A 22,569-nucleotide genomic window follows, 5' to 3' on the forward strand; every position below is an offset into this window, starting at 1 on the left:
TCAGACCAGGGCCGCGTTCGCAGCAGCGAAGGCGTCCGGGGTGTCCAGGTTATGGGTATTGATGCCTTTGACGCAGCGCTTGTTCAAACCAGACAACACCTTGCCCGGACCGCACTCAACCAGATCAGTCACACCTTGCGCAGACAGGCAGACGATCGACTCAACCCAACGCACCGGGCTGTAAAGTTGAGCCAACAGGTCGCGCTTGAGCCCTTCCAGATCCATCACTGCCGCAGCGCTGACGTTCTGCACCAGGGCAATGTTCGGAGCCTGCCAGTCAATTGCCGCTACTGCTCCGGCAAAGCGCTCAGCCGCAGGCCGCATCAGCGCGCAATGCGACGGCACGCTAACCGGCAATTGCATCGCGCGCTTGGCACCACGTGCCTTGCAGGCCTCAATGGCGCGCTCAACGGCAGCAGCGCCGCCGGCGATAACCACCTGTCCTGGCGCATTGAAATTCACTGCACTGACCACTTCACCCTGCGCAGCTTCGGCGCAAGCAGCCAGTACATCAGCATCTTCCAGACCGAGAATCGCCGCCATGCCGCCCTGCCCGGCAGGAACCGCCTGCTGCATCAGCTGACCGCGATGCTCAACTAACTTGACCGCAGCAGCCAGCGACAAGCTACCCGCTGCGACCAGCGCCGAGTATTCACCCAGGCTGTGGCCAGCGACAAAAGCCGGACGCGCGGCGCTCTCGGCAAGCCAGGCACGCCACAGCGCGACAGAGGCGGTGAGAATCGCAGGCTGAGTCTTGTCGGTTTGATTGAGTTGTTCTTCAGGACCTTGCTGGGTCAACGCCCAGAGGTCATAACCAAGGGCTTCGGAAGCCTCGGCGAAGGTTTCGAGGATCAGCGGTCGCTGTGCACCATGCTCGGCGAGCATGCTCAACGACTGGGAACCCTGACCCGGAAAGACGAATGCGAGAGATGCAGACATGGAAACCTGTTCCTAATGATCGTGATCGTCGGTAATACGCGCTCAGCTTAGCCAAGCGCAAGAAACTGACAGTTGGATGACAGGCTGTCCGCTGCGGTCACATTCTAAAGCAGGTGCTCGCCCAGGCGACCATGCAAACGCTGCGGCAAATCCTCTTCAATCTCCCGCAAAGCTCGGCGAATAGCGCTTTTAAAGTCGTCAGGTCCGGCCGCACCATGGCTTTTCACCACAATGCCCTGCAGCCCGACAAAACTCGCCCCATTGTGCTGCGCCGGGGCCAGTTCACCCTGCAAGCGCCGCAACAGCGGTAACGCCAAGACTCCCACCATGCGCGCAGCCAGGCTGGATTTGAACAGTGCTTCAATCCGCCCGGCAATCATTGCCGCCAGGCCTTCGCTGGACTTGAGCAGGATATTGCCAACAAAACCGTCGCACACCACGACATCGGCCTCACCGCGATACAGCCCATCGCCTTCGACAAAGCCGATGTAGTTCAGGCCTTCCGCTTGCTGCAGCAGACTGGCCGCCAGTTTGACCTGCTGGTTGCCCTTGATGTCTTCAGTGCCGACGTTCAGCAACGCTACGCGCGGACGCACTGCACCCAGCGCCTCGGCAGTAACCGAGCCCATCACGGCAAACTGGTAGAGGTGCTCGGCGCTGCAATCGACATTGGCGCCCAGATCGAGCAGATGGCAGAAGCCCGCCTGCGTCGGAATGGCGGTGACCATGGCCGGACGATCAATGCCGGGCAGGGTTTTCAGCACATAGCGCGACAACGCCATAAGCGCACCGGTATTACCGGCACTGACGCAAGCCTGCGCCGCACCACTGCGCAGTAACTCAAGACTGATACGCATCGACGAATCCGGCTTGCCACGCAGCGCCTGGGCCGGCCGCTCGTCCATGGCGATAATTTCGCCCGCATGCTCAACGCGCAGACGTGCACGATCGACGCCGGGATAGCGGGCAATCAGAGATTCAAGCAGAGAAGATTGGCCGACGAGGACCAGGTGCAACGAGGGATTTTCAGCCAGACAGGAGATGCAGGCTGGAACAATGCAGTGGGGACCGAAGTCCCCACCCATTGCATCAATCGCGATGATCGGAGCGGACAAGATTTACTCGTCAGCGCCCTTGTCGATCACTTTACGACCACGGTAAACGCCTTCTGGCGATACGTGGTGACGCAGGTGGATTTCACCGGTGGTTTTCTCGACCGACAGAGTGCTGGCCTCGAGGGCATCGTGCGAACGACGCATGTCACGGGCGGAACGGGATTTTTTGTTCTGCTGAACAGCCATAACTAATTAACTCCTAAACGTTTGGGTCACGCTTTAACTGCGCCAATACACTGAACGGGTTGGACCGCGTTACCTCGTCCTCGCTCGACTCGGGCTCTTCGAGGCCGGTCGGCTGCTGGCAATCTTTAGGGTCATGAGCCGGGACAATGGGCAAGGCAAGCAGAAGCTCCTCCTCAACCAGCGCCAGCAGATCCAATGGGTCTTCACCCAACTCAATCACGTCATAGCCTTGCGGCACTGACTGGGTATTCGCACCCTCTTTCACCACAGCGTAATCACACGCGCTATGGATCGGCAAAGTGACCAGCTCCAGACAACGCTGGCAAACCATCTTGACTTCAACCTCAAGCTCGCTGTGAAAAACTACAGCATTGCGCTCGTCGCGCTCGAAGAAGAACTTCGTGCGCACCATGCCTTGGTTATCGGCAAGCGGGCCGCAGAGTCGCTGCAAATCTGACAGTTGCAGCTCACCTTCGAGGGTGGCGCTGCGATCGGCTAATTTGCGCGGATCAACGTGAGGTGGAATCGGGCCATTTGACATAGGCGGCGCATTTTAGGGATGCAACCCGCCGCTGTCAAAGGAAATTCGGCCTGTCCAGCATATGGACCGACAGCTAGAATCGCCCACCCTCTACCAACTCTTAAATAGAAGGAAATCGCCGTGCTGCCTCTGGTGCTCGCCTCCAGCTCACCCTACCGACGTGAACTGCTCACCCGCCTGCGCTTGCCCTTCACCTGGAGCGCTCCGCACATCGACGAATTAAGGCGACCCGATGAAGACGCAGAAGCCCTGGTGCGCCGACTATCGCTGGAAAAGGCCCAAGCACTGAGCGCTACCCACCCGCAGCACCTGATCATCGGCTCAGATCAGGTGGCAGTACTCGGCTCGCAAATCATCGGCAAACCACACACCCTGGAGCGCGCTCGCGAGCAGCTAATGGCAGCCAGCGGCAACAGCGTGACCTTTCTGACCGGCCTCACGCTGTTTAACAGTGCCACCGGCCAGCAGCAAACCGACTGCACCCCCTTCACCGTGCATTTCCGCGCCCTCAGCGAAGCACAGATCATGCGCTACCTGACAGCCGAACAACCCTTCGACTGTGCCGGCAGCTTCAAGGCCGAAGGCCTGGGCATCAGCCTGTTTCGCAGCACAGAAGGTAGCGACAGCAACAGCCTGATCGGCCTCCCCCTAATCCGCCTGGTGGACATGCTGCTGGCCAGCGGCATCGATATCCCCTAAAAACAACAAGCCCGATCAATGACCGGGCTTGTTTAAAACAGCTCCAGACCTTAGCGCAACGCCGGCCCCTGGAACCCCATCCAAAGTGCAATGCGCTCAGCCAAGCTGGCACCTAAAGTCTTGGCAAACTTATCGAAAGGTGACTCTTGCACCGTGAAGTCGACGATTTCCTTCTCGCCAATCACTTCCCGCGCCACATAGCTGGTATTACCTAAGGCATCGACCAAGCCCAACTGCAAGGCTTGCTCTCCCGACCAAACCAGGCCCGAGAACAGCTCAGGGTGCTCGGCATCTTTCAAACGCTCACCACGCCCCTGCTTAACGCTGGCAATAAACTGACGATGGGTGGTTTCCAGTACGCCCTGCCAAAACTCGGTCTCTTCAGCCTTTTGCGGCTGGAACGGATCGAGAAACGCCTTGTGCTCGCCGGAGGTATACACACGACGATCCACACCCAGCTTCTCCATAGCCCCAACAAAACCAAAGGTTGCGGCCGTGACACCAATAGAGCCGACCAGGCTAGCCTTGTCGGCATAGATCTCATCGGCCGCACTGGCGATGTAATAGGCACCCGACGCACCCAAATCGGTGATCACTGCATACACTTTGATCGTCGGGTATTCGGCGCGCAGGCGGCGAATCTCGTCATAGATGTAGCCCGACTGCACCGGGCTGCCACCCGGGCTATTGATGCGCAGGATCACGCCCTTGGTGTTGGCGTCCTCAAACGCCGCACGCAGGCTGCTGACAATATTATCGGCACTGGCCGATTCCTGATCGGCAATCATCCCGCGCACCTCGATCACCGCAGTATGACTGCCGGTGGTCGCACCTTTTTTCATCGCCAGCATGGGCGAGAACAATGCCAGCGCACCGAAGATATAAATAAAGGTCAGCAGCTTGAAGAAAACCCCCCAACGCCGCGCGCGGCGCTGCTCCTGCACCCCGGCCAGAAGAGTCTTCTCCAGCAGCTGCCAGCTCTTACCGTCGCCATCAGCCGCCGACGCCTTCCATTCATCTGCCATGCAAAACCACCCCAACTGACTGATTTGACGCGCACCGGCCTAGCCAGGCGCGCAACTCGGTAAAACACTCTATTGCCAGCGTAGGCCGGCACTCACGCAGCGCCTGCAACGACTGCGCACCATAACCCACGGCCACACAATCCATGCCGGCACGCTGCGCCATCAACAGGTCGAAGGTCGAGTCACCCACCATCAGCGCCCGACTGGCAGCAATACCGCTTTGCGCAAGAATCTCATGCAACATCAGTGGATCCGGCTTGCTTGCCGTTTCGTCGGCGCAGCGGCTGTAGTCGAAATAATCCAGCCAACCCCGATCCGCCAGCACGCGCTGCAAACCGTGCCGCCCTTTGCCAGTCGCTACTGCCAGACGATAACCCTCGACACGAAACGCCTCTAAACCCTCAGCCACACCATGGAACAGCGCCGAAGGCTCGGACTCAAGGGCCAAGTAATTTTCGCTATAGCTTTGCCGCAGTCGCTGAGCACGAACCGCATCCTGCATATCCGGATACAGGCAACGAATCGCCTCAGGCAAGCCCAGACCGATAATGCCGCGCACTTGTTCATCCGTGCAGCGTGGCAAGTCGCAAGCATCGGCAGCCAGATGCATCGCCGCAACGATCCGACCGATGGAATCGACCAACGTGCCATCCCAATCAAAGATCAGCAGCTGGTAGCCACGCTCCTGACAGCCACGCATCTGAGAATCAGGCACCGAGACGCACCATAGTCCGCACCCACATTTCATCGACCGGCGCTTCAAGCTTGAGTTGACCACCTTCAGGCAGCGGCACAACCAACTCATAGGCATGCAGAAACAGGCGCTTGCCGCCTAGATCGCGAATTTCCTTGGTGAAATCGTCATCGCCGTACTTGCTGTCACCAGCAATGCAGTGCCCGGCATGCTGCGCATGCACACGGATCTGATGGGTACGTCCGGTAACCGGCTTGGCCTCGACTAGGGTAGCGAACTCACCAAAGCGGCGCAGCACACGGAAGATAGTCAACGCCTCCTTACCTTCAGGATTGACCTCAACCATGCGCTCACCGGAACGCAGATTACTCTTAAGCAGTGGCGCATTGACCTGCTTCTTGGCCGTCGCCCAGTTGCCACGCACCAGCGCCATATAACGCTTATCCACGCCATCGCCACGCAATGCTTCGTGCAGATGGCGCAACATGCTGCGCTTCTTGGCAATCATCAACAGACCCGAAGTATCACGATCCAGGCGGTGCACCAACTCCAGATCTTTGGCATCCGGACGCAACTGACGAAAGGCTTCGATAACCCCGTAATTCAGCCCACTACCGCCATGCACAGCGATGCCGGCCGGCTTGTTCAGCACGATCAGCGCCTTATCTTCATAGACAATTGCAGCTTCAAGCCGCTGCAAGAGCCCCTGGGCCAACGGCTCGGGCTCATCGCGCTCAGCCAGGCGCAGCGGCGGCACGCGAATGATGTCGCCGGCTTGCAACTTGTACTCAGGCTTAATCCGACCTTTATTCACGCGCACTTCGCCTTTACGCAAAATACGGTAAATCAACGTCTTGGGCACGCCTTTGAGCTGGGTGCGAAGAAAGTTATCAATGCGTTGGCCGGCAAGCTCCGGCGCAACCTCGAGCAGCTGGACGCCGGAGGTTGGAGGGGAAGGATTTGTCATCGCGCAATCATAACAATTTTTTATGGAATTGAAGCACTTAATCATTGCTGCTATAGTCGGGGACGCCGCCAAAAGCGGCCTGGTTTGCGGATGATCGCCAAAACTGCCATCCCCAACCAACGCAACCCATTCGGGACGTGAGGCCGTCCGACGGGTTATTCAACGAAAGAAAAGCCTCCAAGGCTGTGAATAACTCGGAAATAAAGCCTTTAAGCCATGATGCGCAACCTGCCCCTCTGGACGGTTGCGGTAATAGTTAACCCGCTGCGGATTTTCGCGAGCGGCACCCGAGTTTCAGCGATACGTGTAGGGTGGAGATGTACAACTGTTGGTCCGCGTAGCAGCTCGCTTTACCAAGACGCTTCATCTCGTCCGCTACCAACAGCTGATTCCTCCTCCTGACTTAGTGCTTTCTGTTATCACAGCGAGCAGGAGACGTCCGTCGCGGCCCAGCACAATTGGCTGACCGCCGCTAGACACTGGAACGCTTTACGACCGTTCCTGACGCACCTGACACCGACCCTGAAGTCGTGTGTGCCGAACGCCGCTTCCGCCAGCACCGGAAACCGACGGTATTACATGAAAAGAATGCTGATTAACGCAACTCAACCTGAAGAGCTGCGTGTCGCCCTGGTAGATGGGCAAAAACTCTACGACCTGGACATCGAGTCCGGCGCCCGTGAGCAGAAAAAATCTAACATCTATAAGGGTAAAATCACCCGCGTAGAACCCAGCCTCGAAGCTGCTTTCGTTGACTTCGGCTCTGAACGTCACGGTTTTCTCCCGCTCAAAGAAATCTCCCGCGAATATTTCAGCAAGGCCCCAGAAGGCCGCGTCAATATCAAAGACGTGCTCAAGGAAGGCCAGGAAGTCATCGTTCAGGTCGAGAAGGAAGAACGTGGCAACAAGGGTGCAGCCCTGACCACCTTTATCAGCCTCGCCGGTCGTTACTTGGTACTGATGCCAAATAACCCGCGCGCTGGCGGCATCTCGCGTCGCATCGAAGGCGAAGAGCGTAATGAGCTGCGTGAAGCACTGAACGGCCTGGTCGCCCCTAGCGACATGGGCCTGATCGTGCGCACCGCAGGCCTGGGCCGCTCCAGCGAAGAAATGCAGTGGGACCTCGATTACCTGCTGCAACTCTGGACCGCCATCAAAGAAGCCTCGCTCGACCGCGCTGCGCCCTTCCTGATCTATCAGGAAAGCAACGTGATCATTCGCGCCATCCGCGACTACCTGCGCCAGGACATCGGCGAAGTGCTGGTCGATAGCATCGAAGCGCAGCAGGAAGCTCTGAGCTTTATCAATCAGGTGATGCCGCAGTACGCCAGCAAGATCAAGCTGTACGAAGACAGCGTGCCGCTGTTCAACCGCTTCCAGATCGAAAGCCAGATTGAAACCGCTTTCCAGCGCGAAGTGAAGCTGCCGTCCGGTGGTTCCATCGTCATCGACCCGACCGAAGCCCTGGTGTCCATCGACATCAACTCGGCCCGTGCGACCAAAGGCAGTGACATCGAAGAAACTGCCCTGCAGACCAACCTGGAAGCGGCTGAAGAAATCGCCCGCCAGCTGCGCCTGCGTGACATCGGCGGCCTGATCGTTATCGACTTTATCGACATGACCCCGGCGAAGAACCAACGCGCCGTGGAAGAAAAAGTCCGTGAAAGCCTGGAAGCCGACCGTGCCCGCGTACAAGTGGGCCGCATCTCGCGCTTCGGCCTGCTGGAAATGTCGCGTCAGCGCCTGCGTCCGTCCCTGGGCGAAAGCAGCGGCATCGTCTGCCCACGCTGCAATGGCCAAGGCATCATCCGCGACGTTGAATCGCTGTCGCTGGCGATTCTGCGCCTGATCGAAGAAGAAGCCCTGAAAGACCGCACCGCCGAAGTTCGCGCACAAGTGCCAATTCCAGTTGCCGCCTTCCTGCTCAACGAAAAACGCAACTCGATCACCAAGACCGAACTGCGTACCCGTGCGCGCATCGTTATCGTGCCGAACGATCACCTGGAAACCCCGCACTTCGAAGTCACCCGCATTCGTGACGACAGCCCGGAAGCTCAGTCCACTCAATCCAGCTATGAAATGGCGACCATTGAAGTGGAAGAAGAGAAGCAGGCCGCCGCAACGCGCACTCTGGTTCGCCAGGAAGCCGCGATCAAGACCGCGCCGCAGCGCACTGCGCCAACCCCGGTTGAAGCAGTAGCCGCACAGCCGGTAGCTGCTGCCGAGCCAAGCCTGTTCAAGGGTCTGGTCAAGTCGCTGGTCAGCCTGTTCGCCGGCAAGGAAGAAGAAAAGCCCGCCATCGTTGAGAAGAAAACCAGCGAACGCCCACAGCGCAGTGATGAACGTCGCAACGGTCGCCAGCAGAACCGCAACCGTGGTGGCCGCAACAATGAAGATCGAAAGCCGCGCGAGGACCGTGGGCCACGTGAAGAGCGTGCTCCGCGTGAAGAGCGTCAGCCTCGCGCAGCCCGTGAAGAACGTGCTCCACGTGAGGAACGCGCACCGCGTGAAGAGCGTGCGCCACGCGAAGAACGCAGCCCGCGTGACGTCGTAGAAGTTCGCGAGCCGCAAGAAGTGCGTCAATCGCGCCCACCACGTGAAGAGCGTCAGCCACGCGACCGCAAACCACGTGAAGAGCGCCAGCCGCGCGAACTGCGTGAGCCACTAGATGCCGCACCTGGTGATAGCGCAACCGTTAGCGAAGAAGCCCGCGCCGAACGTCCGCAACGCGAACCGCGCCAGCCGCGCGCACCGCGTGAAGAGCGCCAGCCGCGTGCCGAACAGGCTGCAGCTGTCAGTGACGAAGAAGCACTGAATGCTGAAGAAGCACTGCAGGACGATGAGCAGGAAGGCAGCGAAGGTGGTGATCGCCCACGTCGCCGCTCCCGCGGCCAGCGTCGTCGCAGCAATCGTCGCGAGCGCCAGAACGATGCCAACGGCAACCCAATCGAAGGCAGCGAAGAAACCGCAGAAGCACCAGCCGACGCCGACAACGCAGTAGTCGCTACAGCAGTGACCGCCGCCGTCATCACTGGCGCGGACGAAGCAACCCAAGCGACCACTGAAGCCGCACCGGCAGCTGTCGAGCAGGAGCAGCCACGTGAAGTCGCTGCAGCTGAAGCGCCACAAGCCGTTGTTGAAACCGCTGTTGTAGAAGCAGTAAGCAACCCGGTTGTCGAGGCCAGCGGAGCACCTGCACAGGCCGAAGTCAGCGAAGCTGCACCAGCACCTGCTGTTGTAGAAGCGTCCGCACCGGTCGCAGAAGTTATTGAAGCGCCAGCTGTGGTTGCCGTTGCCGAGCCGGTTGCCGAAGTCGCAGTGACTGAAGTTGTGGCAGCTGAAGCCGCACCTGCGGTCGCTGTCAGCAGCAACGGTCGCGCACCGAACGATCCGCGCGAAGTGCGTCGTCGTCAGCGTGAAGCCGAGCGCCTGGCCCGCGAAGCCGCCGAAGCCCCAACTGCCGCCGTGCAGGTTGAAGCGGCTGCGCCGATCGCTGCGGAGCCGGTTGCAGACGTAGTTGCCGAAGCCGTAGTGGAAACCGCAGCCGAAGCGCCTGCGCACAGCGAAACAGTCGGGCCCAAAGCTGAAGCCACAGAAGCAGAAGTAAGCCCGAAGCCGCAAAGCTCGCTGTTTACTGAAGCAGAAGCTGACGAGCAGGATAAAGAAGCGGTCAAACCGCAGGTCTGATCCGCTAGGCAATAAAAAAGGGGATGCTTCGGCATCCCCTTTTGCGTTCTAGCTTTTATTACAGTGCGATCAATCGCTGTTCGCTACCTTCCGCCCAAACGCCTTACAACACGTTTGGCTCGATCTCCAAGTCGACCGCAAAACGCTGGGCGATATCCGCCTGGATACGCTGCGCCAGTGCCAACAGCTGCGCACCAGTGGCGGCGCCGTAATTCACCAGCACCAACGCCTGCAGACGATGCACACCCGCATCCCCCTCACGAAAGCCCTTCCAGCCCGCCCGCTCGATCAGCCAGCCCGCGGCCAGCTTAACCTGCCCGTCCGCCTGGCCATTCACCACCTGAGGATAGGCCACCAGATCGGCATGCTCAGCGCGCAAACGCTGCGCCAGCTCACTCGATACCAGCGGGTTCTTGAAGAAGCTGCCGGCATTGCCTAGGTGAGCAGGGTCAGGCAATTTTTCGCTGCGAATGGCGCAGATCGCATGGCTGATATCCAGCGCCGTCGGGGCATTGATTCCCTGCTCTTCCAGACGCTGACGCACTGGACCGTAATCCAGATGCAGCGCAGCAGCACGACTCAAGGCAAAACGCACCCGCAGGATGACCCAACGCCCGCTTTCCCGCTTGAACAGGCTATCTCGGTAGGCAAAGGCGCAATCGTCCAAAGAAAATTCGCGCAGCTCGCCACTGCGGCGATCCAGGGCGGTCAAACCGGCAAACAGATCCTTCAGTTCAACGCCGTAGGCGCCAATATTCTGCACCGGTGCGGCACCGACGGTGCCGGGAATCAGGCTGAGGTTTTCCAAGCCGGCAAAGCCGCGGGCCAGGGTCCACTGCACAAAGGGATGCCAGGGCTCGCCCGCCTCCGCTTCGATTAGCACCCGCTCGCCATCATCCTCAAGCACGCGAATACCGCGACTGGCCATACGCAGCACCAGCACCTCGACATCGGTTGTGAGCAGCAGATTACTGCCACCACCGAGTAACAGCAGCGGAAGCTGCTGCGTTTGCGCATAGCTCAGCGCTTCGCGCACCTGCTGATCGTTTGCAGCTTCGGCAAAATGACTGGCCTGGGCCTCGACGGCAAAGCTGTTATAAGGCTTCAGTGATACCTGAGTGCGCACCTGAAGGCTCATAAGCGCCCCTTGAGTTCTATTACCAGCGCATCACAGGCCTGCTCGATCAAATCCAGTACCTGGGTAAAACCGGCTTCACCACCGTAATAAGGATCCGGCACTTCATCCAGTTCCAGCTGATAACGGCGTAGAAACAGGTCAAGCTCGGCCGCATGATTGCCCGGACGCAGCTGCTGCAGGTCGTGCAGGTTGCTGTTATCCATCGCCAGAATCAGGTCAAAGGCGTGAAAATCCGCCGCTTTGACCTGCCGACCGCGCAGCGCAGAGAGGTCATAGCCATGCTGCTGCGCAGCCTGACGAGTGCGCAGATCCGCAGCCTTGCCCACATGCCAGCCGCCAGTGCCGGCCGAATCGACCTCGATGCGCCCTTCCAGTCCTGCTTCACGCAGCTTGTGGCGCAATACACCTTCGGCCGTTGGCGAGCGGCAGATATTGCCCAGGCAGACGAACAGAACGCGCATCAGACCCCCAGCAGGCGACGAACCCGCTCCAGGTCTTCCGGCGTGTCGACGCCCGCAGGTGGCGCTTGCAGGGCATCGGCGACATGGATACGCACGCCATGCCAGAGCGCGCGCAGCTGCTCCAGGCACTCGGTGTCTTCCAGCCAGCACGGGCCCCAGGCGACGAAGTCATGCAGAAACTGCGCACGGTAGGCGTAGATGCCGATGTGGCGACGGTACGGCACGCCGACTGGCAGTTCGTCACGGCTCTTGGCGAAGGCATCCCGCGCCCAGGCTAGCGGCGCACGACTGAAGGTCAGGGCCAGGCCGGCCTTGTCGCTGACTACCTTGACCACATTGGGGTTGAACAGCGCCTGTACATCCTCGATCGGCTCAGCCAGGGTGGCGATGGCCGCCTGCGGATTGACCGCCAGATTGGCCGCCACCTGATCAATGATCGCTGGCGGAATCAGCGGCTCGTCGCCCTGCACGTTGACCACGATAGCGTCAGCCGCCAGGCCCAGAGCCGTCGCTACTTCAGCCAGGCGGTCGGTACCGGAGTTGTGATCGACGCGGGTCAGCACCACCTGCGCACCAAAGCTGCGGCACGCCTCAACGATGCGCGCATCGTCGGTGGCAACTACCACCTGCTGGGCGCTGCTTTTGCACGCCTGCTCCCAGACATGCTGAATCATCGGTTTGCCGGCAATATCCTGCAGCGGCTTGCCCGGCAGGCGGCTGGAAGCAAAACGCGCCGGAATCACAACGGTAAAGACAGGGCTCATTTACTTGTCCAGGCGCTCGTCAACGTTAAGGGTGCGGGCTTCGCTTTCCAGCATCACCGGGATGCCATCGCGCACCGGAAAGGCCAGTGCGTCGGCCTTGCAGATCAGCTCGCTCTTGTCAGCGGCGAGCTTAAGTGGGCCTTTGCACAATGGGCAGGCGAGAATGTCGAGTAGTTTCGGGTCCATGGGAGATCCTTGAGAGGAAGCAGCTACTGGGGCGGACGAAGCCGCCGAATGATCAGAACAATCAGGTGCGCGGCACAAGACGCTGCAATTGCTGATCAAACCAGGCGACAAACGCGGCCGAAGGCTCGGCATCCACCGCCAGGTACCACCAATCGTCAGCCGCAAAGGCACGGCACTTGACCGCATCCTTTTCCGTCATCAGCACCGGCAGCTCCGGGCTGAAATTCAGCAGCTCGGCGCTATACGGCGCGTGGTCAGCAAAGGCATGCGCGACAGGCCGCCAGTGTAGCCCTTCGAGGGTGTTGAAGAAACGCTGCGGGTTGCCAATGCCGGCGACCGCATGCAGGGCCTGACCAGCCGGGAAATGACTCAGCGGGTGCTGCTGAGCACTGCGTAGATTGACCAGGGCGCGCGGCTGCAGGGTAAAGCCGTAAGCGCCCTGCGGATCACTGGGGGCGCCGTTATACAGCAGCGCATCCACCGCCTGTAGACGCTCGACCGGCTCACGCAGCGGGCCGGCAGGCAGGCAACGACGATTGCCCAAGCCGCGCGCGGCATCGATCAGCACCAGTTCGAGATCTCGGGCCAGACGGTAGTGCTGCAAGCCGTCATCACTGAGAACTAGGTCCAACGGTTCGGCCGCCAGCAAAGCCGCCACGGCGCGCCCGCGGTCAGGGTCAATCATCAGCGGCACGCCGCTGCGCTGCACAATCAGCAACGGTTCGTCACCAGCAACGCTGGCAGCCTGATCGGCCTGCACCCGCCAGGGCAGCTGTGGCGGCTGCGCACCATAGCCGCGACTGACCACACCGACGCGCAGCCCTTGGCGGCGGCAATGTTCAATCAGCCAGAGAATCATCGGGGTCTTGCCGGTGCCGCCAACGGTAATGTTGCCGACTACTACGACCGGCACGGGAGCACGGTAAATGTTGCCATCACCGGCCAGAAAGCGCGCGCGCTTGCGCTGCACCACCACGCGATAGAGCCACTCCAGCGGACGCAACAGGCCCAGTGCCGGATGACCGGTGTACCAGGCAGCAGTGAGTCGTGCGGACAGGCTCATCAGCGGGCAAGCCTCAAGGCGCGGCTTGCGCCTCAATGGTGGTCATACGCAGGTGGGCAAAACCCAGCTTGCCGGCCGCATCCATGGCGGTAATTACCGCCTGATGCTGCGCCTTGGCATCGGCACTGATGATCAGCGGCAGGCTGTTATCGCCTTCCGATTCCTTCTGCAGCGCCGCCATCAGGCTTTGCAGATCGCTTTTCAGCAACTGCTTGGCGTTCAGCGAGTAGCTGCCATCGGCGGCAATCAGGATCTCCAGCTGCTTCAGTTCAGTCTGCTCTGGCGGCGTACCAGTAGCGGCCTCAGGCAGATCGACCTTAAGCTGAGTCTCACGGGTAAAAGTCGTGGTGACCACGAAGAACAGCAGCAGGATAAATACCACGTCAATCAACGAGGCCAGATTGATCTCGACGTTCTCCCGCGGTTTGCGCCGGAATTTCACGCCTTATCCTCACCCAGGTCAACGTCACGGTCACCCTGCACCACTTCCACCAGGCGAATCGCCTCCTGCTCCATACCCACTACCAGTTCATCGACCCGACGTTGCAGATAGCGATGGAAGAACAGTGCAGGGATAGCCACCATCAGGCCTGCGGCCGTGGTGATCAGCGCCTTGGAAATGCCGCCGGCGAGTAATGCCGCATTGGCCATACCTGAGCCCATGAAGGAGCTGAAAATTTCGATCATGCCAAGCACGGTCCCCAGTAGACCCAGCAACGGAGCGATACCGGCAATGGTCCCCAACGCATTCAGATAACGCTCAAGGTCATGAATGACTCGGGCGGCCGCTTCCTGAATGCACTCTTTCATGATCTCGCGACCATGCTTGGAATTGGCCAGGCCCGCAGCAAGGATTTGCCCCAAGGGTGAGTTGGCGCGCAGCTCCTTGAGCTTCTGGTTATTAAGCTTTTTATCTTTGATCCACTTCCATACCTGACCGAGCAGGTTGGGTGGCGTGATGCGGCTCGGCCGCAGTGTCCAGAGGCGTTCGGCAACGATGCCGGCCGCAGCGATAGAACACAGAATGATTGGCAGCATCATCCAGCCGCCAGCTTTAACCAGTTCCCACACGTGGCAGATCCCCTTCACAAAAGTGGCGCCACTCTAGCATAGGGTCGCCGCCTCGCCGACCGCTGCCGTTCTCATTTTTCCCGCCAAAAACGTGCTCGATAGCGCAAACCCTGCGCCTGCTCGAATGCACCCAGGCGAATCCGTATAGCGCCATGCAGAGCCGTGTCGTACAGCTGCGTATTCAAGGCCCGGTAGCGGGCTACCACCTCGTCATGCGGATGGCCAAAAGCATTGTGCGCACCGCGGGAAACCAGCGCGGCAGCGGGCCTGACCTGCGCCAGTAAGGCGGCAGATGACGAACTGCGACTGCCGTGATGGGGTGCCAGCAGCCATTGCGCCGGCATCATCAAGCCGCTGTTGAGCAGTGCCCGCTCGGCATCGCTGTCGATGTCGCCGGTCAACCACAGCCGCTCGCCATTGGCTTCTATACGCAGCACGCAGGATGCCTGATTGCCATCAGTCGCCTGCGTCCAACGCCAGGTGCTGAACTCGACCCCATCCCAGTTCCAGCTCAGCCCATTGACGCAGGCGTCGGCCAGCAATAAAGGTGCGAGCTTATCCGGCTCGCCACTGAGCACTTGGTTCACGGGCAGACCGCGCTTGATCGCTGCAGCGCCTCCCGCGTGATCGTTATCGGCATGACTGATCAGCAACAGATCAAGCCCGCGCACATCCAACGCCCGTAGAGATGGCAATACCACCCGCTCACCGGTATCGAATTCGCCAAAGCGCGGTCCAGCGTCATACAGCAGATCATGCCCCTGGGTGCGAACCAGCACCGCCAGCCCTTGACCGACATCCAGCACCCACACCTCCGCTCGCCCATTTTCAGGACGCTGTTGCGGGCTGAACAACAAAGGCAGCAGCAATAACACGCCCAGGCTGCGCATCGGCAAGGCGGCCGGCAGGAGCAGCACCAGCGCACCAAGCGCAACGAGCAGCCAAGCCCAATAGGGCAAAGCGCTGGGCAACCAGGCCGGCAGCCACAGAGCTAACAAGGCCAGTAATTCGAAGAGCAAGTTCAGCACCCACCCCGCCAGCCAAAGCAGCGCGGCCCCCACCCCAGGTACTGGCAGCAATAACGTACCGAGTAATGCCAGCGGCACCACCAGTATCCCCACCACTGGAACAGCCAGCAGATTGGCCAACGGGCCGCTAGCACTTACCGGCAAGCCGAGCGCCAGCAATAAGGGCAACAAGCCGATTGCCATAGCCCATTGCGCGCGCAGCAAAGTACTCCACCAGGGCCAAGCGCCGAGGCGACCGCTGAAGATCAAAATCAGCAGCATCACTGCACCAAAGGACAACCAGAAACCCGGTTGTAAACTGGCCAGCGGCTCCCACAGCAACACCGCAAGCACAGCCAACAACAGCGGCAGCCATACGCCCAGATGGCGGAAACGCCAGCGCCAGAGCAGCACCAGACCGACCATCACGCAGGCGCGCTGTACCGGCACCTCAAAACCTGCCAACAGCCCATAAGCCAACGCGCCTGCAACCGCCATTACACAAGCGCACGGCAACCAGGGCCAGTTGCGCGGCCAGAGCCCCAGACGCGCCAAGCCGGCAACCAGGCCGTATAAAAGCGCCGCCAACAGACCGATATGCTGACCGGAGATCACCATCAGGTGCACCGTGCCGGTGTTCTGCAGCACCTGCCAGTCGGCTGTCGACAACCCCGAGCCATCGCCCAGCACCAAGGCCGCCAAGGCGCCTTCACGGCCATGTGCGGGCGTTGCCAAGAGCTGCTGACGCAAGCGGTCGCGCCAAGCACCGCTTCCACGGGCAGGCGCAATCAGCTCACCACTTTTTACCGTGCCCGTAGCCCCGATGCGCTGCGCCAGCAGCCACGCCTCGTAATCGAATGACTGGGGGTTGACCAAACCATGAGGGCGCTTAAGCCGTACCGCCAGACGCCAGGTTTCACCAGCGCGCAGTGTCGGCCCGCCATACCAAGACAGACGCAGGCGCGCGGGTAATTTGTCGCGCCGTGAAACCACCTGTTCCAGCTGAAAGCGCACTACGCCCTCGCCCACTTCGGGCAGGCCGACCACCTGCCCTTGCAGCCATAGGGTTCGTGCATCCAGATGCCGCGCCAGGCGATCATCCAGCGCCCACTGCGCCGATACACAAGCCCAGGTGAAGCCGAATAAAAACAAAGCGATAGGGAAACTGCGAAACGGCAAAAGCATCAGCGCTGCCACCGGCAGAACAATCAGCAGCCATAACGGCGGCAAGGCCGGAAGAAAACGCAGCACCAGTAGCCCAGCTACCAGCGCCAAAATCCCTATGCGCATAGACTCGCTCCGTGAGTCAGATCCAGCATTTAACCTGTCGATCAGCTTTTGCATATTTGCTGTCACAAAGTCGGACAGCGGACGGTCATCAAAGGGTGCATAATATCGGCGCTTTTACCTGCCAGAGAGCCTTCATGCCGCGTCGTTTATTCAAGCGCTACATGCCCCACCCAGACCGCATCAAGGGCAATAAATCCCTGCGCTTTCTGGGCAGTCTGATCCACGACCCCAACCTCTGGCACCTCAACCGACATTCTGTTTCACGCGCCATGGCCATTGGCCTGTTCTGGGCGATGATTCCCATACCCATGCAAATGGCTGCCGCTGCCGCCGTAGCCATTCCGGCTCGGGGCAACCTGCCGATCTCGATTGGCCTAGTCTGGCTGACCAACCCGATCACCATGCCGCCTGTGTTCTATTGCAGCTATAAATTTGGCGCCTGGCTGATGAGCACACCTACTCTGAAAATGCCTGATCACATCACCCTTGGTTGGGTCGGCCATGTGCTGCAAACGCATTGGCAGCCGCTGTATCTGGGGTCTCTGGTGCTGGGGCTACTGCTCGCCCTGATCGGCTACTTTGGCACTAACGCCTACTGGCGCTGGTGGGTGCGGCATAACTGGCGCAAACGCCAGGAAAAACGCCTTCAGCAAGACGCACCAAACTGACACAAAAAAGCCGTTACTCAGTAACGGCTTTTTTGTTTATGCCAGCGTAGCTTATTCGTAACGCAGCGCATCGGCCGGCTGAATCTGCGCGGCACGCCAGGACGGGTAAACGGTAGCCAGAAAGCTCAGGCTGAACGCCGCCCCGCAGATCAACAGGACATCAGACAGCAGTAGCTCAGAAGGCAGATTGCTGATGAAGTACACGTCCGAACTCATCACCTGCTGGCCACTCAAGCGCTCGATCCAGCCTACCAGCTGACTGACATTCAGCGCCGCGAGAATCCCCAACACCGCGCCGATCACCGTACCGATCACGCCGATAACCGTACCTTGAACCATAAAGATGCCCATAATCTGCCCCGGCGTCGCGCCCAGGGTGCGCAGGATGGCGATATCCGCGCCCTTGTCTGCCACCACCATGATCAGCGTGGCGATGATATTGAAGGCCGCCACCGCAACGATCAGCAGCAGCAACAGGCCGATCATGGTTTTTTCCATTTTCATCGCACTGAACAGACTGCCCTGGGTCAGCGTCCAGTCGGCGGAGCTATAACCTGCGCCCAGCTCGCCAACAATCTGCGCGGCTACCTGCGGCGCCTGATACAGATCCTTCAGCTTAAGCCGAACACTCTGCACCTGGCCTGGCTGCATGCGCTGGATATGCGCCGCATCAGCGACATGAATCAGCGCCAGCGAGCTGTCCAGCTCGGCCCCCACCTTGAAGATGCCGACCACGTTGAGACGCTGCATACGCGGACTGATACCACCCGGCACGCTGCTCAGCTCCGGCACGATCAGCGCAAGCTTATCGCCCACGCGCAGCTGGAAACGCCGCGCGGTGATCTCACCCAGCACTACACCAAACTCGCCTTCACGCAAATCGCTCAGGCGGCCTTGCTGCATATGCTTATCGATGATCGATACCTGCGGTTCCAACGCCGGATCAACGCCATGCAGCTGTATCGGTTGCATCGCACCACGCACCGAGAGCATTCCTTCCAACTCGGCAAACGGCACTGCGGCGACCACCTGCGGGTTGCTCTTCGCAGCAGCAGCAACCTGCTGCCAATCATCCAGCGGCTGGCTGCCGGCAATGCTGGCATGCGGCACCATGCCAAGGATGCGCGTGCTCATTTCCTTCTGGAAACCGTTCATCACCGACAGCACCACGATCATCGCCAGCACACCGAGGGCGAGGCCGATCATCGAGGTCATCGAGATAAAGGAAATAAAGTGGTTGCGCCGCTTGGCCCCGGTATAGCGGATACCGATAAAGATACTCAGCGGACGAAACATCAGGCAGCCACCAACTTGCCGTCTTCCAGACGCAGGATGCGGTCCATCTTCTGCGCCAGCTCCATATCGTGGGTCACCACGAGGAAGGCAGTTTGCGAGGCGCTGCTGAGCTCTTTCATCAGGTCCTGAATGCCCTGCGCGGTGTGGTGATCAAGGTTACCGGTGGGCTCATCGAGCAACACCAAGCCTGGCTGATTGACCAGCGCGCGGGCAATCGCCACACGCTGACGCTCGCCCCCGGACAACTCTGACGGTTTGTGCGCCAGGCGATGGCCCAGGCCAACGCGCTCCAGCAGCGCTGTGGCGCGTTCGCGTGCTTCGCTGATCGGCGTACGGCCAATCAGCAGCGGCATGCAGACGTTTTCCAGCGCGGTGAACTCCGGCAGCAGGTGGTGAAACTGATAGACGAAGCCCAGGGCGCGATTACGTAACAGGCCGCGCTGCTTTTCGTTCAGCGCCGACAATTCCTCGCCCGCCAGCCAGACGCTGCCGGTACTCGGCGTATCCAGACCGCCGAGCATATTCAGCAAGGTGCTCTTGCCCGAGCCGGAACTGCCGACAATTGCCACGCGCTCGCCGGGGTGCAATTCCAGCTGCAAACCATCCAGCACCACCACCGATTGCGGGCCCTCGTCGTAGCTTTTACCGAGATTGCGACAACTAAGAACTGCACGATCTTGCATAGCTGGATCACTCATAACCTGATCATTCATAACCTGATTACTCATAACGTAGCGCCTCCGCGGGCTGGGTACGCGCCGCGCGCCAGGCCGGGTACAGAGTGGCGAAAAAACTCAGAATCAATGCCGCGCCACAGACCAGTAGCACGTCGGCCAGCATCAGCTGCGAAGGTAGGTAGTCGATGAAGTACACATCGGCATTAAGGAACTTGATCCCCAACAGCCCTTCCAGCGCGGCAATCGCACTGCTGATATTCAAGGCAGCGATACAGCCCAGCAGCGCGCCGACAGCCGTACCAAATACGCCGATCACCGTGCCCTGGACCATAAAGATCGCCATGATCTGCCGTGGGGTCGCGCCGAGGGTTCGCAGAATCGCGATATCGCCCTTCTTGTCGGTAACCACCATCACCAGCGTGGAAATGATATTGAACGCGGCCACCGCAACGATCAGCAGTAACAACAGGCCAATCATGGCCTTTTCCATGCGGATCGCTTGGTACAGATTGCCGTGGGTGCGGGTCCAGTCGCGGGCATAGTAATCGCCCTCACCGAAGGTCTGCGCCAGCGCCCAGGCCGTACGCGGGGCCTCAAACAGATCGGCGAGCTTCAGGCGAATACCTTGCACTTGGTCGGGCTGCCAACGCTGCAAACGTGCCAGATCCTGCACATGAGTCAGGGCCAGGTGGCCGTCGATCTCGCCGGCGCCGACATGAAAAATGCCGACCACTGTAAAGCGCTTGAGACGCGGAAACATACCGGCCGGAGTGACCGTCACTTCCGGGGCAACGAAGGTGACCTTGTCACCCATGCCAACGCCGAGTTTGGCCGCGGCCTTGTCGCCCAGCACCATGCCGAACTCGCCGGGCTGCAGCGCCTCAAGGCGGCCCTGCTTAAAGAAATCGCCGATGATCGAGACCTTGGCCTCTTCAAGCGGATCGACCGCATTGATCAGCACTTTCTGCACCTTGCCATCGCTGGTCAGCAAGCCCTGCATCTGGCTGAAGGGTGCAACCGCCAGCACTTGCGGGTTGCTCTGCGCCTGTTCGGCTAGGCTGCGCCAATCTTTGATCGGGGTGGCACTTTCCACGGTGGCATGCGGCACCATACCGAGCACCCGGGTGCGCATTTCATGGTCGAAGCCATTCATTACCGACAACACCAGGATCATCACCAGCACACCAAGTGCCAGCCCGATCATTGAGGTCAGGGAAATAAAGGATACGAAGTGGTTGCGACGCTTGGCCCGCGTGTAGCGCGTGCCGATAAATACGAACAGAGGTCTGAACATGTGAGGGCTGATTCGAGGGAAAAAGAAACGTCCTTGTGGCGGGGCTTGGCGAGCAGCCTTACACTCTGACCACTACTGCTGCCATGGGTTCGCCATGCCGACTCAAGATGAAGATGATCGCCGCGAATACTATCGTATCGACGATACGATCGCACTGGAATTCACCCTGCTCTCGGGCGCAGAAGCCCTGGCCAGTGACGAGCTTCACGACAGCTCCCCACTATTCAACCTGCTCAGCGATCTGCACCTGATGGACTTCGAGTCGCAGCATCTGCTGCGGCACATCACCGAGCGTGATCGCACCCTGGCCAATTACCTCAAGGTGATGAACAAGCGTATCGACCTGCTCGGCCAGGCCGTGGCGCAAAGCCTGCTGCGCGACATCGGCACGCCGCGCAAGGTCAGCCTGTCCGAGGGTGGCGTCAGCTTTAATAACCCTCAGCCCGTGGCAACTGGCGCGCACCTAGCGGTGAAGATGGTGCTGATGCCGCAGGCCCTGGGCCTATTGCTAAGGGCCAAGGTGGTGCATTGCCAACCACTGCCCTCGCAGCAGTTTGAAATTGGCGCAGAATTCGAGGCCCTGAGCGATGCTCAACGCCAGCTACTTGCCCGGCATATCCTACAACGCCAGGCCCTGGAACGTCGCCAGGCCCGCGAGCAGCCCCTGTAACCCTGATAGCGAGCCATCATGCCCCGTCTGTTTCTGCTTCTCGCCCTGCTCCTGCCTCTCGGCGCTAATGCTGACACCCTGCAAATCCCCATCGGCCAGCAAGGTGGAAGGGCGCTGCAGCTGCCGCAGTTCGGCGAATCCCAACGCTCCGTGCTTGAGCGTTTCGGACTGGCCGATGAAGAGCACCCCAGCGTCGGCAACCCGCCGATCACCCGCTGGGATTACCGCGAATTCAGCGTCTACTTCGAGCATAAACACGTGATCAACAGCGTGCGTCATCACCAGCCCGGCGCAGCCCTGCCTGACAAGGAGCAACAGTGACAGTTATCTATGGACATCGCGGCGCCAAAGGCGAGGTACCGGAAAACACCCTGGCCAGCTTCCAGCAATGCCTCAAGCATGGCGTACGCCGCTGCGAGCTGGATCTGCACCTGTCGCGCGATGGCGAGCTGATGGTGATTCACGACCCGACCCTCAAGCGCACCACCGGCCACCGCGGCAAGGTCGTCGAACATGACGCCGCCGAGCTGGTGACCTATGACGCCCGCAAAGGCGGCCCTGGCGCAGTTACGCCCTGCCCAATTCCACGACTGGAAGAGCTGTTCCAGCACTGCGATTTCGAGCACTGGCAGCTGGAAGTCAAAAGCGCCTCGAAGGTTCGCTCGGCGCGCATGGTCAAGGCGATTGCCGAGCTGGCCGAGCGCTACAAGCTGACGGACAAGGTCACCGTAACCTCCAGCTCCCGCGAAGTGCTCGGTGCCTTGCAGCGTCTGACTCCGCACCTGCAACGCGGACTGGTCGCCGAATACGCCTGGCTCGACCCATTGAAGGTTGCCAAGCATTACGGCTGCCACCTGCTCGCCCTGAACTGGACGCTGTGCACCCCAGAGCGCCTGCTCAAGGCGCAGAAAGCCGGTTTGCATGTCTCGGTGTGGACGGTCAACGAACCAGCACTGATGCGCCGCCTGGCAGACTTCGGTGTAGATAGCATCATCACCGACTTTCCCGGCCTGGCCGTGACAACCCTGGAATAACCTCCCGGATAGCCCCAGCTACAGAAACGAAAAAAACCGGCCGCAAGGGCCGGTTTTTCGTTAAGCCTGATCAGAAACTTTCGCGATTAGGCCAACG

At 60.0% G+C, this 22,569-nt stretch carries 24 protein-coding genes; 6 read left to right on the forward strand and 18 right to left on the reverse strand.

What is annotated here, in order from left to right; translation table 11 throughout:
- The 4 genes from fabD to AACY25_RS01510 form a co-directional block, all read right to left on the reverse strand.
- Positions 1–939 (reverse strand): ACP S-malonyltransferase, encoded by a 939-nt coding sequence (gene fabD / locus AACY25_RS01495; protein WP_339522105.1) that lies wholly within the window; start codon positions 937–939, stop codon positions 1–3.
- 104 nt (positions 940–1,043) lie between these two features.
- Entirely contained in the window at positions 1,044–2,054 is a 1,011-nt protein-coding gene (gene plsX / locus AACY25_RS01500) for a phosphate acyltransferase PlsX (protein WP_339522106.1), read from the reverse strand.
- A gap of 3 nt (positions 2,055–2,057) precedes the next feature.
- Positions 2,058–2,240 carry a 50S ribosomal protein L32 gene (gene rpmF, locus AACY25_RS01505; RefSeq protein WP_002552688.1) on the reverse strand — a complete coding sequence of 61 codons (183 nt, stop codon included), beginning with the start codon at positions 2,238–2,240 and terminating at the stop codon, positions 2,058–2,060.
- Between the two features lie 13 nt (positions 2,241–2,253).
- On the reverse strand, positions 2,254–2,781 hold the full coding sequence (locus AACY25_RS01510; protein ID WP_170049017.1) for a YceD family protein: 528 nt from the start codon (positions 2,779–2,781) through the stop codon (positions 2,254–2,256).
- A gap of 120 nt (positions 2,782–2,901) precedes the next feature.
- Between AACY25_RS01510 and AACY25_RS01515 the strand changes: the two genes are divergently transcribed.
- On the forward strand, positions 2,902–3,480 hold the full coding sequence (locus tag AACY25_RS01515) for a Maf family protein (protein ID WP_339522108.1): 579 nt from the start codon (positions 2,902–2,904) through the stop codon (positions 3,478–3,480).
- A gap of 50 nt (positions 3,481–3,530) precedes the next feature.
- On the opposite strand, the gene sppA is transcribed toward AACY25_RS01515, so the two are convergent.
- Genes sppA through rluC form a run of 3 tightly spaced genes read right to left on the reverse strand, consistent with a single transcriptional unit; the run spans position 3,531 to position 6,166 of the window.
- A complete protein-coding gene (gene sppA, locus AACY25_RS01520) occupies positions 3,531–4,505 on the reverse strand; it encodes a signal peptide peptidase SppA (protein ID WP_339522109.1) in 975 nt (324 codons plus the stop codon).
- Positions 4,495–5,205, reverse strand: a complete 711-nt coding sequence (locus AACY25_RS01525; RefSeq protein WP_339523785.1) for an HAD-IA family hydrolase — start codon at positions 5,203–5,205, stop codon at positions 4,495–4,497. Before AACY25_RS01525 ends, sppA begins: the two co-directional genes overlap by 11 nt.
- Before the next feature lie 7 nt (positions 5,206–5,212).
- A complete protein-coding gene (gene rluC / locus AACY25_RS01530) occupies positions 5,213–6,166 on the reverse strand; it encodes a 23S rRNA pseudouridine(955/2504/2580) synthase RluC (RefSeq protein WP_339522110.1) in 954 nt (317 codons plus the stop codon).
- Between the two features lie 579 nt (positions 6,167–6,745).
- On the opposite strand from rluC, the gene rne reads away from it, so the two are divergent.
- Entirely contained in the window at positions 6,746–9,853 is a 3,108-nt protein-coding gene (gene rne / locus AACY25_RS01535; RefSeq protein ID WP_339522111.1) for a ribonuclease E, read from the forward strand.
- A 103-nt stretch (positions 9,854–9,956) separates the two neighbouring features.
- Here rne and murB read toward each other — a convergent pair whose 3' ends face one another.
- From murB to AACY25_RS01575, 8 genes are all read right to left on the reverse strand, one after another.
- Entirely contained in the window at positions 9,957–10,991 is a 1,035-nt protein-coding gene (gene murB, locus AACY25_RS01540; RefSeq protein ID WP_339522112.1) for a UDP-N-acetylmuramate dehydrogenase, read from the reverse strand.
- Positions 10,988–11,452: a low molecular weight protein-tyrosine-phosphatase gene (locus tag AACY25_RS01545; protein WP_339522113.1), complete on the reverse strand. Its 465-nt coding sequence runs from the start codon at positions 11,450–11,452 to the stop codon at positions 10,988–10,990. The genes murB and AACY25_RS01545 overlap by 4 nt, the downstream gene beginning before the upstream one ends.
- Positions 11,452–12,216, reverse strand: coding sequence for a 3-deoxy-manno-octulosonate cytidylyltransferase (kdsB, locus tag AACY25_RS01550; RefSeq protein WP_339522114.1), 765 nt, complete (start codon positions 12,214–12,216; stop codon positions 11,452–11,454). Before kdsB ends, AACY25_RS01545 begins: the two co-directional genes overlap by 1 nt.
- Positions 12,217–12,402: a Trm112 family protein gene (locus AACY25_RS01555; protein ID WP_090442371.1), complete on the reverse strand. Its 186-nt coding sequence runs from the start codon at positions 12,400–12,402 to the stop codon at positions 12,217–12,219. It abuts the gene before it with no gap.
- A gap of 61 nt (positions 12,403–12,463) precedes the next feature.
- Positions 12,464–13,465: a tetraacyldisaccharide 4'-kinase gene (gene lpxK, locus AACY25_RS01560; RefSeq protein ID WP_339522115.1), complete on the reverse strand. Its 1,002-nt coding sequence runs from the start codon at positions 13,463–13,465 to the stop codon at positions 12,464–12,466.
- A gap of 13 nt (positions 13,466–13,478) precedes the next feature.
- Positions 13,479–13,907, reverse strand: coding sequence for an ExbD/TolR family protein (locus AACY25_RS01565; RefSeq protein ID WP_339409735.1), 429 nt, complete (start codon positions 13,905–13,907; stop codon positions 13,479–13,481).
- Positions 13,904–14,536: a MotA/TolQ/ExbB proton channel family protein gene (locus AACY25_RS01570; RefSeq protein WP_339409736.1), complete on the reverse strand. Its 633-nt coding sequence runs from the start codon at positions 14,534–14,536 to the stop codon at positions 13,904–13,906. Before AACY25_RS01570 ends, AACY25_RS01565 begins: the two co-directional genes overlap by 4 nt.
- Positions 14,537–14,607: 71 nt before the next feature.
- Positions 14,608–16,833, reverse strand: a complete 2,226-nt coding sequence (locus AACY25_RS01575; RefSeq protein WP_339522116.1) for a DNA internalization-related competence protein ComEC/Rec2 — start codon at positions 16,831–16,833, stop codon at positions 14,608–14,610.
- A 134-nt stretch (positions 16,834–16,967) separates the two neighbouring features.
- Between AACY25_RS01575 and AACY25_RS01580 the strand changes: the two genes are divergently transcribed.
- Positions 16,968–17,501 carry a DUF2062 domain-containing protein gene (locus AACY25_RS01580; protein WP_339522117.1) on the forward strand — a complete coding sequence of 178 codons (534 nt, stop codon included), beginning with the start codon at positions 16,968–16,970 and terminating at the stop codon, positions 17,499–17,501.
- 51 nt (positions 17,502–17,552) lie between these two features.
- On the opposite strand, the gene AACY25_RS01585 is transcribed toward AACY25_RS01580, so the two are convergent.
- The 3 genes from AACY25_RS01585 to AACY25_RS01595 are packed head-to-tail and all read right to left on the reverse strand — an operon-like array spanning position 17,553 to position 20,768.
- Complete coding sequence (locus AACY25_RS01585; protein WP_339522118.1) at positions 17,553–18,797, reverse strand: lipoprotein-releasing ABC transporter permease subunit; 1,245 nt, start codon at positions 18,795–18,797, stop codon at positions 17,553–17,555.
- The gene (lolD, locus tag AACY25_RS01590) at positions 18,797–19,480 is read right to left on the reverse strand and encodes a lipoprotein-releasing ABC transporter ATP-binding protein LolD (protein ID WP_339523787.1); all 684 of its coding nucleotides are present in this window, start codon (positions 19,478–19,480) and stop codon (positions 18,797–18,799) included. Before lolD ends, AACY25_RS01585 begins: the two co-directional genes overlap by 1 nt.
- 37 nt (positions 19,481–19,517) lie before the next feature.
- The gene (locus AACY25_RS01595) at positions 19,518–20,768 is read right to left on the reverse strand and encodes a lipoprotein-releasing ABC transporter permease subunit (protein WP_339522119.1); all 1,251 of its coding nucleotides are present in this window, start codon (positions 20,766–20,768) and stop codon (positions 19,518–19,520) included.
- Between the two features lie 94 nt (positions 20,769–20,862).
- Between AACY25_RS01595 and AACY25_RS01600 the strand changes: the two genes are divergently transcribed.
- Genes AACY25_RS01600 through AACY25_RS01610 form a run of 3 tightly spaced genes read left to right on the forward strand, consistent with a single transcriptional unit; the run spans position 20,863 to position 22,472 of the window.
- The gene (locus AACY25_RS01600; RefSeq protein ID WP_339409744.1) at positions 20,863–21,438 is read left to right on the forward strand and encodes a PilZ domain-containing protein; all 576 of its coding nucleotides are present in this window, start codon (positions 20,863–20,865) and stop codon (positions 21,436–21,438) included.
- Between the two features lie 18 nt (positions 21,439–21,456).
- Positions 21,457–21,759, forward strand: coding sequence for a phosphodiesterase (locus AACY25_RS01605; protein ID WP_339522120.1), 303 nt, complete (start codon positions 21,457–21,459; stop codon positions 21,757–21,759).
- Complete coding sequence (locus AACY25_RS01610) at positions 21,756–22,472, forward strand: glycerophosphodiester phosphodiesterase (protein WP_339522121.1); 717 nt, start codon at positions 21,756–21,758, stop codon at positions 22,470–22,472. Before AACY25_RS01605 ends, AACY25_RS01610 begins: the two co-directional genes overlap by 4 nt.
- The last annotated feature ends 97 nt before the right edge of the window (positions 22,473–22,569 follow it).

The sequence above is a fragment of the Pseudomonas sp. EA_35y_Pfl2_R111 genome (assembly GCF_963970955.1).
Classification (GTDB): domain Bacteria; phylum Pseudomonadota; class Gammaproteobacteria; order Pseudomonadales; family Pseudomonadaceae; genus Aquipseudomonas.